This window comes from Fictibacillus tiangongensis (assembly GCF_048083785.1).
Classification (GTDB): Bacteria; Bacillota; Bacilli; order Bacillales; family Fictibacillaceae; genus Fictibacillus.
On record NZ_CP182294.1, the window covers coordinates 1,497,045 to 1,512,813 of the forward strand.

19 protein-coding genes are annotated in these 15,769 nt (G+C 36.9%); 13 read left to right on the top strand and 6 right to left on the bottom strand.

What is annotated here, in order from left to right; genetic code table 11:
* Positions 1-165: 165 nt before the first annotated feature.
* Together ACNJYY_RS08155 and ACNJYY_RS08160 are read right to left on the bottom strand one after the other, a co-directional pair.
* Positions 166-840, bottom strand: a complete 675-nt coding sequence (locus ACNJYY_RS08155; RefSeq protein WP_416731319.1) for a lytic transglycosylase domain-containing protein — start codon at positions 838-840, stop codon at positions 166-168.
* 42 nt (positions 841-882) lie between these two features.
* Positions 883-1,464 (bottom strand): CYTH domain-containing protein, encoded by a 582-nt coding sequence (locus tag ACNJYY_RS08160; RefSeq protein ID WP_416731320.1) that lies wholly within the window; start codon positions 1,462-1,464, stop codon positions 883-885.
* A gap of 126 nt (positions 1,465-1,590) precedes the next feature.
* Here ACNJYY_RS08160 and ACNJYY_RS08165 point away from each other — a divergent pair, with 126 nt between their 5' ends.
* Genes ACNJYY_RS08165 through ACNJYY_RS08180 form a run of 4 tightly spaced genes read left to right on the top strand, consistent with a single transcriptional unit; the run spans position 1,591 to position 4,343 of the window.
* Entirely contained in the window at positions 1,591-1,989 is a 399-nt protein-coding gene (locus tag ACNJYY_RS08165; protein ID WP_416731321.1) for a hypothetical protein, read from the top strand.
* Positions 1,986-2,633, top strand: a complete 648-nt coding sequence (locus tag ACNJYY_RS08170) for a GTP pyrophosphokinase (protein WP_416731322.1) — start codon at positions 1,986-1,988, stop codon at positions 2,631-2,633. Before ACNJYY_RS08165 ends, ACNJYY_RS08170 begins: the two co-directional genes overlap by 4 nt.
* Before the next feature lie 14 nt (positions 2,634-2,647).
* Positions 2,648-3,442 carry an NAD kinase gene (locus ACNJYY_RS08175; RefSeq protein WP_144701110.1) on the top strand — a complete coding sequence of 265 codons (795 nt, stop codon included), beginning with the start codon at positions 2,648-2,650 and terminating at the stop codon, positions 3,440-3,442.
* A 1-nt stretch (position 3,443) separates the two neighbouring features.
* Positions 3,444-4,343, top strand: coding sequence for an RluA family pseudouridine synthase (locus tag ACNJYY_RS08180; protein ID WP_416731323.1), 900 nt, complete (start codon positions 3,444-3,446; stop codon positions 4,341-4,343).
* A 45-nt stretch (positions 4,344-4,388) separates the two neighbouring features.
* Here the strand turns inward: ACNJYY_RS08180 and prpE are convergent, their stop codons facing one another.
* The gene (gene prpE / locus ACNJYY_RS08185; RefSeq protein WP_416731324.1) at positions 4,389-5,129 is read right to left on the bottom strand and encodes a bis(5'-nucleosyl)-tetraphosphatase PrpE; all 741 of its coding nucleotides are present in this window, start codon (positions 5,127-5,129) and stop codon (positions 4,389-4,391) included.
* Between the two features lie 67 nt (positions 5,130-5,196).
* The gene (locus ACNJYY_RS08190) at positions 5,197-6,354 is read right to left on the bottom strand and encodes an FtsW/RodA/SpoVE family cell cycle protein (protein WP_416731325.1); all 1,158 of its coding nucleotides are present in this window, start codon (positions 6,352-6,354) and stop codon (positions 5,197-5,199) included.
* Positions 6,355-6,503: 149 nt separating this feature from the next.
* Between ACNJYY_RS08190 and ACNJYY_RS08195 the strand changes: the two genes are divergently transcribed.
* From ACNJYY_RS08195 to fabI, 3 genes are all read left to right on the top strand, one after another.
* Complete coding sequence (locus ACNJYY_RS08195) at positions 6,504-8,342, top strand: monovalent cation:proton antiporter family protein (protein ID WP_416731326.1); 1,839 nt, start codon at positions 6,504-6,506, stop codon at positions 8,340-8,342.
* A gap of 121 nt (positions 8,343-8,463) precedes the next feature.
* Positions 8,464-8,610 (top strand): hypothetical protein, encoded by a 147-nt coding sequence (locus ACNJYY_RS08200; protein ID WP_416731327.1) that lies wholly within the window; start codon positions 8,464-8,466, stop codon positions 8,608-8,610.
* Positions 8,611-8,711: 101 nt separating this feature from the next.
* The gene (gene fabI / locus ACNJYY_RS08205; RefSeq protein ID WP_197222532.1) at positions 8,712-9,491 is read left to right on the top strand and encodes an enoyl-ACP reductase FabI; all 780 of its coding nucleotides are present in this window, start codon (positions 8,712-8,714) and stop codon (positions 9,489-9,491) included.
* 110 nt (positions 9,492-9,601) lie between these two features.
* On the opposite strand, the gene ACNJYY_RS08210 is transcribed toward fabI, so the two are convergent.
* The gene (locus ACNJYY_RS08210) at positions 9,602-9,982 is read right to left on the bottom strand and encodes a hypothetical protein (RefSeq protein ID WP_137789842.1); all 381 of its coding nucleotides are present in this window, start codon (positions 9,980-9,982) and stop codon (positions 9,602-9,604) included.
* A 274-nt stretch (positions 9,983-10,256) separates the two neighbouring features.
* On the opposite strand from ACNJYY_RS08210, the gene ACNJYY_RS08215 reads away from it, so the two are divergent.
* From ACNJYY_RS08215 to ACNJYY_RS08230, 4 genes are all read left to right on the top strand, one after another.
* Positions 10,257-10,490, top strand: coding sequence for a hypothetical protein (locus ACNJYY_RS08215; protein WP_197194543.1), 234 nt, complete (start codon positions 10,257-10,259; stop codon positions 10,488-10,490).
* Between the two features lie 31 nt (positions 10,491-10,521).
* A complete protein-coding gene (locus ACNJYY_RS08220; RefSeq protein ID WP_197194542.1) occupies positions 10,522-10,731 on the top strand; it encodes a hypothetical protein in 210 nt (69 codons plus the stop codon).
* 61 nt (positions 10,732-10,792) lie between these two features.
* Positions 10,793-11,716, top strand: coding sequence for a glycosyltransferase (locus tag ACNJYY_RS08225; protein ID WP_416731328.1), 924 nt, complete (start codon positions 10,793-10,795; stop codon positions 11,714-11,716).
* Positions 11,717-11,718: 2 nt separating this feature from the next.
* Positions 11,719-12,438 carry a glycosyltransferase gene (locus ACNJYY_RS08230; protein ID WP_416731329.1) on the top strand — a complete coding sequence of 240 codons (720 nt, stop codon included), beginning with the start codon at positions 11,719-11,721 and terminating at the stop codon, positions 12,436-12,438.
* 18 nt (positions 12,439-12,456) lie between these two features.
* Here the strand turns inward: ACNJYY_RS08230 and ACNJYY_RS08235 are convergent, their stop codons facing one another.
* Positions 12,457-13,515: a glycosyltransferase family 4 protein gene (locus tag ACNJYY_RS08235; RefSeq protein WP_416731330.1), complete on the bottom strand. Its 1,059-nt coding sequence runs from the start codon at positions 13,513-13,515 to the stop codon at positions 12,457-12,459.
* Between the two features lie 180 nt (positions 13,516-13,695).
* Between ACNJYY_RS08235 and wecB the strand changes: the two genes are divergently transcribed.
* On the top strand, positions 13,696-14,787 hold the full coding sequence (gene wecB / locus ACNJYY_RS08240) for a non-hydrolyzing UDP-N-acetylglucosamine 2-epimerase (protein WP_416731331.1): 1,092 nt from the start codon (positions 13,696-13,698) through the stop codon (positions 14,785-14,787).
* Entirely contained in the window at positions 14,780-15,766 is a 987-nt protein-coding gene (locus ACNJYY_RS08245) for a polysaccharide biosynthesis protein (protein ID WP_416731332.1), read from the top strand. The genes wecB and ACNJYY_RS08245 overlap by 8 nt, the downstream gene beginning before the upstream one ends.
* Positions 15,767-15,769 lie beyond the last annotated feature (3 nt).

Sequence of the window (15,769 nt, forward strand, 5' to 3'; positions counted from 1 at the left end):
GTCCAAAAGCTCCTTGCGTCAATTTGTAATTTTATTGTAGCAAGGTTCATGAATGGTAAGCAAACAATATGAACAGACAAGGATATTTGTATTTTCCAAAGTCTCTTAAAAAATGGCATGAATTAGTGTGTAGAGACCATAAAAATAACCCTCAGCATTTGAGGGTTATACGAGTGATTGGTACGTATTCATAATCTTATTTACGTAAGAAATGGTTTCCTTAAAAGGAGGAATGCCATTATATTTTGCGACGTTTCCGGGACCTGCATTATAAGCAGCAAGAGCAAGCTTTTGATTTCCATCATATTTATCAAGCATCATCTTTAAATATTTTGTTCCTGCTTCCACGTTCTGTATCGGATCGAAAGGGTTTGTAACTCCTAACGATCTCGCTGTTGCAGGCATCAGTTGCATAAGTCCTTGAGCACCTGCATGACTTTCGGCAGTTGTTTTAAAATTTGATTCGTGTTTAATAACCGAACGGATCAGGTTAGGATCTACACCAAATTTACTAGCAGTGTTTTCGATCAATCCATCTAAATTTTTTGATGGAATGTTTAACTTTTCAGTTGTGATCGGAACCGATGGTGTTGCTGGTAATGAATATTGTGAACTAGTATTTGCAGTGAGTGGTTGGAGCTTTTGTGAAGCATCATGGTTATAAGTTGAGGCTCCTGCCAACCCGTTTGTACGACCAACGTTAGAATAAGCCTCTTGCAACAAGGCTGCAAAAGGACTTGAAACGGTACTTTGCATACTTGAAACAGAAGAAGACGTATTTACATTCAACTGCTGCAGTGCTTGGATTTCCATTAGTGCTTTATACGATTGAATATTCAAGAGATATCCTCCTAAATCGATTAACGTATTAAAATGATCAGTTTACTTATTTCTAAGGCTTTCATTAAAGAAACGGGCAATTTTGCTGTCTGTTTCTCTAATAGGGATCTGTTTAATCGTTAGCAGATCATTAAATTTATTGAGTCCACTTGTATAATCGGCAGATTCGTATTCGATTTCATAGTCGATTTTACCTAAATAATGATTTTCATCTAAAACGAGAAGGCCATCTTTGTAAGGAAACTCAGCACGGAATGTTGTGAGTTCTCCTAAATATGTAATTTTCTTTACTTCAATGTTCATTTTTTGTATCTGATCAGATACCTCTCCAGAAGGCAATGGTGTCCCTTTTAATAGACCTTCAAAAATATCTTTAGAAACGGTTTGATGGGTTTCAAGAATATGTTTATCTAATTTCTGTTTTAGTGTGAGTGTATATTCGTTATTTTTTGTTCGAACACGCAATGCACTTCTGTGGTGTTTCAGGTCGAATTGTTGGGTATCAAAATAATAGTTGGTTTGTTTGTGAAATGCTTCTTGCTTCACATCAAACTCGTCTATAAGTTTTAAAAATTCAAGGTGTGATAACAAATTCTTAAATTCAATTTCAATTTCTTGAGACACTTGATTTATCCCCCTGTAACTATACTTAAGTAATCTTATTATCTCATAGTGATTCCTGCATCTCAATTTCTTATTAAACTCCTATTTTGTGTTACACTAAAAAAGAAGAAACAGGAGGTTGTTAACATGATGCCACGACGATTGAATGTGCAGTCAACTGCATGGAAAGAAAATAAGCTCGTTTTGCTTATTGAGAATGAAGAAAACACAGGAATTTCTGACTGGAAAGACAGCGAAAGAATGCTGGTCGATTCTGATGGGTTAGCATTCATCTATGTTCTTGAGGATGAAGATGGATTCATTTATATCTCAATTGATCATAATCATTGGAACGAAGTGAAGAGTGCTCTTCAAAAAGATGCCGTTTTCGCTGTTGAAAATGAAAAAAGAGAAGAGCTTGAACTTACTGCTTTCTCTAGAGAAATGGACTTCTTAACAGACAACATACAAGGAAATGCTAACTATGGGCAACAGATGGAAGATGAAGTGATCAAGATTTTTGGAACAGAGGAAAAAGCCCAATGAGCATGGACTGGGAAGCGCTATTAATTCCGTACAAGCAAGCTGTTGATGAGCTTAAGATTAAATTCAGAGGAATGCGTGAGCAATTTGAAAAATCAAATAGGCATTGTCCGATTGAGTTTGTTACTGGAAGAGTGAAACCCATCAAGTCAATCGTGAACAAGGCTTATCAAAAGAACATTCCCGATCAACATTTAGAAACGGAAATTCAAGATTTAGCGGGACTTCGAATCATGTGTCAGTTTACTGATGATATTAAGACAGTGATCAATCTTCTCAGGCAGCGCAATGATTTTACGATTGTAGAAGAACGCGACTATATCACAAATAAAAAGCCAAGTGGTTATCGTTCGTACCATATCGTTATCGAGTATCCCGTTCAAGTTTTAGATGGGGAAAAGAAGATTCTTGTAGAAGTTCAAGTCCGTACACTAGCTATGAATTTTTGGGCTACGATCGAACACTCTATGAACTATAAGTATCAGGGACAAATTCCTGAAGATATTCGTCAAAGGTTACAAAGAGCTGCAGAAGCAGCAAACAGATTAGACGAAGAGATGTCTCAGATCAAAGGGGAAATTCAAGAAGCTCAGCTTGTGTTTTTGGAACGCAATGATAAATCCAATGAAACTAATTTAGGATCATAAAGGATGGAGAGAGAATGAAATTTGCCATCGTATCAAAAGGAGATAATAAATCCAATATCTTAACAGAAAAAATTCGGGCATATCTTGAAGAATTTGAACTGGTTTATGAAGAAGAAGAGCCTGAGATTGTTATAACAGTTGGTGGTGATGGAACATTGCTTCATGCGTTCCATCATTATGTACATCGCATCGACAAAACCGCTTTTGTTGGTGTCCATACCGGTCACCTTGGTTTTTTTGCGGACTGGTTGCCTGAAGAGGTGGAAAAGCTCGTTATACATATTGCAAAAACACCTTTTCAGATTGTTGAATATCCTTTACTCGAAGTTACTGTAAGGTATATTGATGGGTTAGATGAGAAGAGATATCTCGCTGTTAATGAATGTACGGTTAAAAGTGTGGAAGGTTCTCTCGTCATGGATGTTGAGATCAAGGGAGAAAAATTTGAAACGTTCAGAGGTGACGGCCTTTGTATTTCAACTCCTTCAGGGAGTACAGCGTATAATAAAGCACTCGGTGGAGCGATCATCCACCCGTCCCTTGCATCCATACAATTATCAGAAATGGCTTCTATAAACAATCGAGTTTTCCGAACGATAGGTTCACCGCTCGTTCTGCCACAGCATCATACGTGTATACTTAAACCCGTTAACGATGTAGATTTCCATATTACGATCGACCATCGATTCTTAGTTCAGAAAAAAGTAAAGTCTATACAATATCGAGTAGCTGAAGAGAAGATTCGTTTTGCTCGCTTTCGTCCTTTTCCATTCTGGAAAAGAGTTAAAGAGTCATTCGTCGGAGATTAATATGAATACATTTACAATTACATGGTATGTAAAACATGAAGAAGCTCCCGTTCTTTTACGGGAGTATTTAAAAAAGAAACAGATTTCTAAAGCAGCGCTGACCGATATTAAGTTTCACGGCGGCGCTCTTTTTGTGAATAAAAAAGAAGTAACTGTAAGGACACAGCTTCATAGTGGTGACGAGGTCACAGTATGGTTTCCTCCAGAAACAAAGAGCTCCTCAATGGAGGCAGAGAAAATCCCTTTAGATATTATTTATGAAGATCAACATTTTATTGCGGTTCATAAACCTGCTGGTATGCCAACCATTCCATCACTCTATCAGCCGAATGGTTCTCTTGCATCGGCCGTTTTATTTTATTATCATCAACATGATATTCCGGGTACATTTCATGCGGTAAACCGATTGGATAAGGATACTTCAGGGATTGTGTTGATAGCGAAACATCGATTCGCACATTCACTCATGTCGAAACAACAAAAAGATAAAGTCATAAAAAGAGAATATATTGCTTTTGTTCATGGTGAATTGAAGGATGAAAGTGGTACTATTGATCGTCCAATCGCAAGAAATCCAGACAGTATTATCGAAAGAATGGTAAGTGAAGATGGTCAACGCTCGATCACTCATTATGAAGTGATTGATTTTGTGAAAGAAACAAACTTCACAGTTGTCTCCTTACGTTTAGAAACAGGGAGAACTCATCAGATTAGAGTACATATGTCTTCAATCGGCCATCCTTTACTTGGGGATGACATGTATGGAGGGTCATTAGAACGGATTCGGCGACAGGCTTTGCATAGTGAGAAAACTTCGTTCATCCATCCTTTTACAGAGGAACACGTCAAGTTAGTTGCTGATTTGCCTCTAGATATGAAAAATCTTTGGAAACATCGGTAACACAAAAAAGAGGAGTGCTGCCTTAAGGCTGAGCACTCCTCTTTTTTAGTCGTGGAAAGACCGGAATTTTTCAGGAACATGGGGCATGGTTGACGGGACACTTACCGTCTCCATTTCAGGATATCGAAGCGCGCTTAACTTACCACCGAAAACACATCCTGTATCAATGTTCCAGGTGTTTTGAACATGACGCACTTCTTCGACTGGGGTGTGTCCATAAACGATAGTGATTTTTCCTGAGTGTTTTTTTGCCCAATCTCTTCGTACAGGAGTTCCGTCAGGGTTAGACTTCCCCGTAATATCTCCATATAAGACAAAAGTTTTCACTTTATTATGTAATTGCCCAACATAATCTTCTCGAATGCCAGCATGAGCAACGACTAATTTACCGTTATCTAGATGCAGATAAAGTGGAGCATTTTCATAAAGGATACAAAAATGTTTCCTAACTTCTTGTCTTTCAGCAGGCGAGAGCGCGTTAAGTTCTGCAACTGTTGTCTCAAGCCCATGTTGAATCTGAACGTTTCGCCCTAAAAAATATCGATACAGCTTATTGCAATGATTACCTGGTGAGTATAGGGCTAAATTATTTTGTACAAGTTCATAGACATGTTCCATTACTTTTATTGATTCTGGTCCACGATCCATCAAGTCACCTAAAAATACGAGTTTTCGGTTGTCTTTATGTACAGGTAAATTGTTTTTCCATTCATATCCAAGTTTCTTTACGAGCTCTTTGTATTCTTTAAAACATCCATGAATGTCACCGATAATATCAAATTTCATATTTATCACCTCACAATCATTAGGATACTTCAAAGACAAAAGAAAAACACCTGATAATTATCAGATGCTATTCAAACATATATTTCGTGGTCCTCGACCGAACGTTTAGAACGAGACCAAAGGCTATCATGTAAGCGAGAATCGAACTTCCTCCGTAACTGATAAAAGGTAGGGGAATACCTGTAATCGGCATTACTTGAATGTTCATACCAATATTCTGGAACACCTGGAAAGTTAGCATGCCAATTACGCCGGCACACAAATAACTTCCAAAAGCTTCATTACTCTCAAGAGCCGTATTGATCATTCTGTAAACCATCAAGAAGAACAGGGAGATCACGATACTTGTTCCGAAGAAACCAAATTCTTCACCAATGATGGAGAAGATAAAATCAGTCTGTGCTTCTGGCAGATAAACTGAACCTTCTGTAAAGCCTTTACCGAAAAGCATTCCACTGCCGATCGCAAGTAGTGCGTTTCTTGTATGATATCCTGCATCTTTATGTTCATAAGGTTCCAGCCAAGCGTAGAAACGATTAAGCTGATATTGATCAAGAATATGATCAACGAAAAATTGTGGAAAGGTGAAATATATCCAAACTAGGATTGATATGAACAAGATAAAGGAAAGAATAAGGATAACAATTATTCTCCATCTGATTCCTGATACAAGTAAAAGACTTCCGGTGATCGCCATAAATACGAGACTCGTACCTAAGTCAGGCTGCATAAGAACTAAAAGTGTAGGAAAACCAGCGATTAGAGCAATTTTTCCTAGCAGTAAAAGGTCTTCATGCAAAGAGCGGACAATATACTTTTCATTATGAGTAGCAATTGTGTTGGCGATCGCAATAACGAGTGCCACCTTTACAAGCTCTGAAGGCTGCAATGCGAAAGGGCCAAATCTGTACCAACTCTGCGCACCATTGATATTTGGAACGATGCTCTCAGGAGCGACTAGAATACCAAGCAGTAATAGGATACCCAACCCATATACGTACCAAGATAATTTTCTAAACTGATCAAAATCTAATACCATGACGCCGACTACAGCGATTCCACCGATAAAGTACCAAACGAGTTGCTTTATCACGAAGTTGCTGCCGTATTGATCCATCATCTGCGCGCTATAGATGGCTACACAGCTCGTGATGACCATTAAGAACAATAGAAACAAAAGATTGTAATCGAGTTGCTGCCATGGTGACTTGTGGTTATTTTGCATGTGGATCGACTCCTTAAAGTAAAACAATAACATGTATTATCTTACCTAAAATCAGTGGGTTTGCAAATCATTTTGAGCATAATCGTTTGACATTTCTTTTTCTGCTTTACTATAGTAAACCAATAATATAAAGAAACGACGGAGGTTTTATGGAAGAACATGCATCGTTTACTTCATTAATATTAGTCATTCTTACAGCATTTTTTGTTCCTATTCTGCTAAACAAATTTCGTTTGCGGGTTATACCTGTAGTCGTAGCTGAAATTATTGTAGGAATTATTTTAGGGAAGAGCGGTTTTGATGTCGTTCATTCTGACGCATGGCTTGAGATCTTATCCGTACTCGGCTTTATTTTCTTAATGTTCTTAAGTGGTCTTGAGATTGATTTTAGCATCTTTGCAGGTGAATCTAGTTCTAAGAAAAAGAAAGAAAAGAAAGAACCGAATCGACTTGTTGTTTCAAGTATCATCTTTTTCTTCATACTCATTCTGTCGTACGGATTATCTCTTCTATTTGTTTGGGGTGGATTTACAGAGAGTGCCTTCTTTATGACACTTGTAATATCAACGATCTCTCTAGGAGTAGTCGTACCTACATTAAAAGAAGAGAAGCTTTCTAAGACAACGATTGGTCAGATCATCTTACTAGTCGCGGTTATTGCAGATCTAGTAACGATGATCTTACTCGCTCTCTTTGTTTCCATGGAATCAGGCGATCCGAGCAGAATGTGGTTATTACTTATTCTGTTTGCAGCGGGTATTCTTTTGTATTTCATCGGAAAACAAATGAGGAATCGTTCGTTTTTAGATACGATGTCAAAAGGAACGATACAGTTAGATACACGTGCTGTTTTCACATTGATTATCGTTTTGGTCGGACTGTCTGAATCTGTCGGGGCTGAGAACATACTAGGAGCTTTCTTAGCAGGTGTTCTTGTATCTCTTCTTTCCCCGAATAAACAGCTTGTTCATAAACTTGATTCATTTGGATATGGCTTTTTAATTCCAATCTTTTTCGTCATGGTAGGGGTTGAGCTCGACATTCGATCCATATTTGCTGATCCTAAAGCATTAGCTCTCATCCCGTTATTATTGATCGCGTTGCTTATTTCTAAGTTTTTGCCTATTTTGTATCTTCGAAAGTGGTATGACTGGAAAACGGTAACGGCAGCAGGGTTCTTATTAACTTCTACACTGTCGTTGGTGATCGCTGCTGCTAAGATTGGAGAACGAATCAATGTAATTGATGCTCGAACATCATCAGCTTTAATCTTAACTGCTGTTATTAGCGCCATCATTACACCTATATTCTTTAAGAAACTGTTTCCTAAAAAGGAGGAAGAAGTTGAGAAAGAACAACTGGTTTTTGTTGGCGCGAATCAATTTACATTGCCATTAACGACAGAGCTCGATCAGTCAAGGTTTGAATATCGTCTGTATCACACAAAGCAAGAAGAAAAGGATCAAAAACAATTGGATAGCTTTAAAATTCAAGAACTGGATGATTACGAAACACCAACGTTGATTCAGGCAAATGTTTTTGATACAGATATAATTGTATTGGCAACTGGAAGCGATGAGACGAATGAAAGCCTTGCTGTGATCGCAAAAGACGAAGGTGTGGAACGAGTTGTCGCTCGTATAGAGAATCCATTAAAGAGAGAAGCACTAAAAGACAAAGGAATCGAAGTATATTCTGTATACTTCTCTTCTCAAGTATTGTTAAAGGCTTTAATCGAGAATCCATCAGTAGTGGATATTCTTACAACCTCTGATAATAGTCTGAATGAAATTCTCGTTGAAAATAGTGCTTACCATAGAACAGCTTTAAGAAACTTTCCTTTTCTTGGCGATAGCATTATCGTTCGAATCTACCGAGGAAAAGAGTCGATCGTTCCGCATGGTGACACGGAGATATTATTAGGAGATAAAATGGTTGTGACAGGCAGTAAGCAACAAGTGCTGCAGATGAGACAAATACTTGGTTAATTCAAAAAGCACTGACTTTAAAAGTCAGTGCTTTTCGTTTGCTGTAAAAAAGATAATTCCTAAATTCTATAAAAATGAGCATGCTAAGCATAACGATAAAAAAATAGGGAGTAGAAATGATATGATGCCACTTGTTCATTGTCCAAAATGCGGTAAAGAACATGCTTTAAACCATGAGGTCTTAATCGCTCAATCAAATCAAAATGTAATCTATCGCTGTGAATCATGCGGTTTTGAAGTGAAAGATATTCAGACTAGTAAAGGTTAATAGTGAAAATTCTCTCTACTTCTGTTATACTAATTAGGACTTGGTACTAATAACAAATACTAATAAATAAAATGAACAGAACGATGGGGAGGCAGCTTTATATGTATAAACTATCATTAGAAAACAAAACGTTTGTAGTAATGGGTGTTGCGAATAAGAGAAGTATTGCTTGGGGAATTGCACAATCTCTTTCAAATGCAGGTGCGCGCCTAGTATTTACATATGCAGGTGAAAGATTAGAGAAGAATGTTCGCGATCTAGCAGAGTCACTAGGAAGAAATGATTCAATCGTCCTTCCTTGTGATATTACGAATGATGAAGAAATTAAAAAAACTTTTTCTACGTTAAAAGAAGAAGTTGGCGTGATCCACGGACTCGCTCATTGTATCGCTTTTGCTAACACAGAAGAATTAAAAGGGGAGTATTTAAACACAACACGTGAAGGATTCCTTCTTGCTCACAATATTTCATCGTATTCACTCACGGCAGTAGTTAAAGAAGCTCGTCCTTTAATGACAGAAGGCGGAAGCATCGTGACGCTAACGTACCTTGGAGGAGAGAGAGTAGTTTCTAACTACAACGTTATGGGTGTTGCTAAAGCTTCATTAGACGCAAGCGTGAAGTATCTTGCAAGTGACGTAGGTAAAGACGGCATACGTGTTAATGCTATTTCAGCTGGACCTATCCGTACTCTTGCTGCAAAAGGAATCGGAGACTTTAACTCTGTACTAAAAGAGATCGAAGAAAAGTCTCCTCTCCGCAAAGCAAATACGCAAGAAGAAGTTGGAGATGCAGCATTGTTCTTAATGAGCGACTTGGCTCGTGGGATCACGGGAGAAATTCTTCATGTGGACAGTGGTTACAACACGATCGCACGATAAAATATTGAAAAAAACCCCTTCGAAGGCTCACAATGGGCTCCGAAGGGGTTTTTTGACGTTTTACCTTGCTCTCAATGGGAAGGTAAAGCGTTTGGTAATTGCAGTCTCTATTAACCTAGAGCTCCTGCGCCGTTTCCGTTAGTAGTTTGTGGTACGCATACGATACCACAAATGCAGCGACAGTCGATTACAAACGTTTGGTTTGTAGCCGTAGTTGCATCTAGATAAGAGAATACTGCACAGCATCCTTCTTCGTCAAAACGAAGTAGAGTAAAGATTGTTGGAGTTGTTTCTCCACCAAGAGATAATGGTGTAGAAGCACCTTTCAATACAATCAGAAGTCTTTGCTGAGTTGCTAAGTTGCAAAAATTACCGTTTGTGTTTGCGATTGTATTTAACAACTCACATACACAAGATTTACATTTAGACCTTGATCCACCTGCAGCTTCTCCGTTTCCACCACAGCAAGATCCTTTAAATAGGCTAGACATTAAATTGCCTCCTTATAGATTAGATACATGTACCTGACCGTTTCATCAGGGTTAATATACTATATTAAAGCAGGCTAGTATTTGCATGAGACATGTACCTAGTTAATGCCCAATCTTCTATAAATAGGTTTTAGCCCTTTCTTATAAACTCCTTAAAATTTCCGCGCTTTACTAGTCTATTCATCTATGCACAAGTTGTAATTTTTCATATCTATATATAAAGCTAGTACAAATTTTAGCTAGCTGTTTTATTCCTGAAGGGAGAAAGATTTATATGGCGATTTTTGGAACACAAAACTTAAGAGCAAGATTGATTCAAGCTGCGAGAGCTGCGACATCATTAGATCTTGTTTATGTACTAGACCCGCAATTTGCAGATGGTTTACCAAACTTAGCGAACGTAACTGTAGTTGAAGTTCAAGCTGATTTCATTGTTTTAGCGCAAGGTGCAGCTCGTTTCTTAGTACCAATTGACAAGATTGTAACAATTGACGATCCAGCAGTTTAATATCTATCTATAGTAAAGGGGGGTGCTGACTTTGGCATTACTTTTAAGAAATCGTTTAGAGCTTTATTTAGCGGCAAACACTGTATTCACGCAAGTATATACGCGTTGTGAAGAGACGAATTTGTTTGGTGTAACTATTTCTGAAATTCAAACAGACCATGTTGTATTCGTTGGAGCTGGTTCTGGTGCAGCAGGAACGTTTATTATCCGTACGAACGATATCGTTGGATTAGAAATATAAGTGTTTTAGACTCCATGATTTCATGGAGTCTTTTATTCTTAAAAAGGAGCTTTAGAGTTCATTGAAAGTATTATTTATTTCGAAAGACACAAGTCAATTTATTGAAAAGAGCAGTCATTACTTAATGGAAGAAATGAAAAAAAGTATTGATGTAGAAATATGGAACCAAGATGCATCTATACAGTATATTCTTTCTCATGTGCAATCGAAACCGGATTTTATTTTATTTAATGATATTCATAAACATTATAGTCCGATCATTCATGGCATTGATAAGTTAGATATTCCTTCTGGGATGATTGTTCATGATCTACACTATAAACCAACGTATCGGAGCAAATTGATGCAAAACTCTTGTTTTAAAATTTTTCTTCCACATTATAAAGAGGCATTCTTAAAGCTTTTTCCATCGTGTGAACAAAGCATGTACTGGTTGCCCCATCATGTAAACGAAGAAGTATTTAAAGATCATGAATTAGTTAAAAATATCGATGTGCTAATGGTTGGTGCGGAATTTGAACATTTATATCCAATGCGAAATGCTATGCTCAAGGAATTATCTATGATGAAAGGTTTTAAAACATATCGGCATCCAGGTTATCGTCAAATCGGAGTTAATGAAAAAGATATTATTACAGGCATGGGATATGCAAAAGAAATTAACCGTTCCAAAATATTTGTAACCTGTCATTCAATCTATAAATATCCTTTGCTGAAGTATTTCGAAGTCTTAGCATGCAACACACTACTATTAGCACCAGGTTCAAAAGAACTTTCCGAGCTTGGATTTATAGATAATGAAACTTTTGTTGAGATAGATAAAAATAATTATAAAGAAAAGATAAATTATTATTTAATGAATGAAAATGAAAGAAAAAGAATTGCCTTGAACGGATACAAGCTTATTCATTCAAGGCATACTACGAAATTTAGAGCAAACGAACTAATCAATCAAATTAAAATCGTGATAGATAGGACTAGATAAACATGGAAAAAATTTCTATAATAATCCCTTTTTTTAACTGTCCTTTTGTTACTTATGCAATTGAAAGTGCTATAAATCAGACACATCCTAATATAGAAATAATTTTAGTTGATGATGGATCTTTTCTACACAAGGATAATTTAATAAAATACAAAGATAAGGTAACTATTATTACTAAAAAAAATGGTGGTACTGCAAGTGCTCTAAACGCCGGTCTAGTAGCTGCAACTGGAGAATATTTCTGCTGGCTGAGTTCAGATGATATTTTCCTTCCCAATAAAGTGGCATTACAGCTAGAGTATATGAAAGAAGTAGGGGCATGCATAAGCAGTACCAATTTTAAGCTTATAAATGAAAAAAATGAGGTGACGAGTGCTACACTAGGTTTTGATACAACTGATTATTTATCGTTTCTAAAGGTAATGAGAAGAGGTTGTATAATTAATGGCTGTACAGTGATGATGAAAATGGATCTCATTAAAAGCATAGGATACTTTGATGAGCAATTACCCCATACACAGGACTATGATTTGTGGCTGAGAGTTATTAGTTCGGATAAGAAATTTTATCATTTAAATCAACCGTTGACCCACTATCGAGTCCATAAAAACATGGGATCGCTCATTCACCAAAGAACTATCAAACGTGAAGTCAAACATGTATCTCTCAAGCACAGAATTGCTATAAACCAAATCATAATTAACCATTTACAAATAAAATAAAAAGCCATAATGGCTTTTTTATTTTAATATATTTATGAATTCTCTAGCATACGTATCCAAGTTAAAAATATTTAAATGGTTGTATGCTTGATTAATGATTCCTACTCTTACTTCAGCATTATCAACAAGTTCCAATGCCTCTGGAATGGCTGTAGCTATTCTTTCATTCGTATAAAATTTCCCCGTTGAATTATGAGTGATGAATGCCTTTACACCATCTGAATCAGAAGAGAGTACAGGGCATCTGCAGCTCATTGCCTCAATGACTGCGTAACCGAATCCTTCCACTTTAGAAGTCGATAATAAGAATCCTCCAGAATCGCCAATCATAGAAAAGTAGTTAGCCATCTGTTTATGTGGAATATTTGCGTGTAATTTTAATGAAGAGGTTAACCCCATCTGAGTCACCAGTCTATTAAACTTCATTCGCTCCTTTTGATCGCCTAGCGTATCGTCTATGAACATCCAAAATTGAGTATCAGGCTTATGCTTTAAGAAGCGAAAAGAAAACTCTAAATAATCTTTCCAATTCTTATTCTCTTCAATTCTTCCGACCCAGCCAACGATTGGAAAGCTCGGTTTTTCCATTGAAACATAACAAAATTCATCTTTATCAAAACAATTATGAAAACAATATTTAGGTATGGAAGGATAATAGGCATGAATCAAGTTGATTAGATGAGGTGTATTTGGAAAAAGGATTCCGTTTGAGTATGTTTCCACGTTCCGCTTTGCTTGAAGCAGAATTTTTTCAGCGTTTTGGTAACTACCTAACCCTTGCACCTCATATATAAGTTTACCTGTAAACCCAAGATTTCTTATACGCTGAAGTAAGTTAATGTCTGAGCAGACAAAGACGGCATCAAAATCATCCATGAGTATTCTTTTAATCTCTGTATCGTTATTTGTAATATAAGTGGGAATCTCTGATATGTTCTGCATGCCTGTACCATTCTGCAAGTATAGAAGATGACATTCGATGCCATGATTTTTAAGTGCTTTGCAGCGCTGACGGTTCAATGTTTCCATCCCACCGCTAGGTAAATAGAAAACAAACAAAATTTTAGCTTTGATCATACATGAACTCCTTTTAAATTCTATAAGTCATTGTATGAATTGATAAGAAAGATGTTCTAAACACCCTTCTTCTAAGTGGTGCCTTTTTTTTTATGTACAGGGTAGGGGTCTAGTCCATATTGGGAATACAATCATAGTTTAATATAAAGTCTTAATTTTAATAAAGGAAGGAGAGTTTCATTGAAAATAGTAACTATTCTTGGAACACGTCCAGAGATTATCCGGCTAAGTTTGATCATCAAAAAACTTGATCAGTTAGCAGATCAACATGTTTTGATCCATACGGGACAAAATTTTACACCTTCATTAAACGACGTGTTTTTCCAAGAGTTTCAACTCAGAAAGCCAGACTATATTTTAATGAAACAACAATTTTCTTTCGGAAATCAAATTGCACATCTGTTTTCAGAGCTAGAGAAAATATTGTTGCACGAGAGGCCAGATAAAGTTTTGGTTCTAGGTGATACGAACAGTGCTCTGTCTTCTATCGTTACAGAAAGGTTGAACATACCTGTTGTTCACATGGAAGCAGGTAACCGATGTTTTGACCTGAATGTACCAGAAGAGAAAAACAGAAAAGTAATTGACGCCATCTCTACCTTTAATCTGCCGTATACCAAATACAGCAGAGAGAACTTAATAAGAGAAGGTGTTCCTGTTAACCGAATCATGGTTTCAGGTAACCCGATCTATGAAGTGTTAACTCAATTTGAAGAACAGATTGATAATAGCAGAATTCTAGAAAAGTTAAATGTTTCAAATGGAAAGTATATGTTAGTCACAGCCCATCGTGCTGAGAACGTGGATAATCACGTTCATTTAAAAGAAATATTAACAGGTTTAAATTTAGTTGCTGAACATTTTAACATGACTATCATCTGTTCCATTCATCCACGTACAAAATCAAGAATTTTAGAGAGCAGTACGTTACAGATGCATCCGTTGGTACAGTTTCATGAACCCTTTGGATTTTTTGATTTTGTAAAGTTAGAAAAGCACGCATTCTGTGTGCTAACAGATAGCGGGACCGTTCAAGAGGAATGCTGTTTGTTCCAAGTACCGACTGTAACGATGAGAAATAGTACCGAACGGCCAGAAACCGTTGAGTGCGGCAGCAATTGTGTATCGGGTGTTTCTGCAGAACAGATTTTGGCTTCAGTAAAAGTAATGACAAATCAGAAGAAGCAATGGTCCATTCCCGAAGGCTATGGAGATTTAGATGTTTCAGATCGAGTCGTAAAGTTTATTTTAGGAGGAAATAGTATTGTTTAATAAAAGAATTTTAATTACGGGGGGCACGGGGTCTTGGGGACATGAGCTAGTCAAACAGCTTCTGCCAAAAGAACCGAAAGAAATCATCGTCCTCTCACGTAATGAAGCAAGTCAAGTAGCTATGCAAAGACAGTTTGATTATAATCCCAAGCTTACCTTTATGATTGGTGATATCAGAGATAAAGATTCCTTGATGAGAGCGAGTGAAGGCATAGATTATATCTATCATCTTGCAGCATTAAAGCATGTGCCGATCTGTGAGCTTCAACCTTATGAAGCACTAAAAAGCAATATTCAAGGAACACAAAATGTAATCGAAACAGCCATTCATCATAAGGTAACGAAAGTGATCTATATTTCAACTGACAAAGCAGCGAATCCTTCTAATCTATATGGAATGACGAAAGCGATCGGTGAAAAGTTAATCATCCATGCTAACCTACTAAGCAAACATACAAGATTTGTATGCGTAAGAGGTGGAAATGTCTTAGGTACAAATGGCAGCGTTATTCATGTTTTTAAAAGTCAGATCAAGAACAAAGGACAAGTGGGCATTACTGATTTTGAAATGACACGTTTCTTCTTAACATTAGAAAAAGCTATCAGTCTTTTATTTAAAGCCACATATGAAAGTGTAGGCGGTGAGATCTTTGTTATGAAGATGCCTACGTGCAAGATTACAGATCTAGCACAAGTTCTTATTGATGCATCAGGAGAAAAAGGAGTAAAGATGATCGAACTTGGAAAACGTCCAGGAGAGAAGCTTCATGAGATTCTTTTATCAGAATACGAAAGTGCAACAACCGTTCTCTTTGATAACGAATACTTCGTTATTCTTCCGACTATTGATATCGAAGGTTTGAATCAGCATTATGCTTCTTACGAAAAAGTAGAGCTAGAAAGCTATAGTTCTGAGACTGATTTAATGACGAAGGAAGAGATTCATAAGATGCTTGTTGAAGGTGGATTTCTGTCTTGAAGA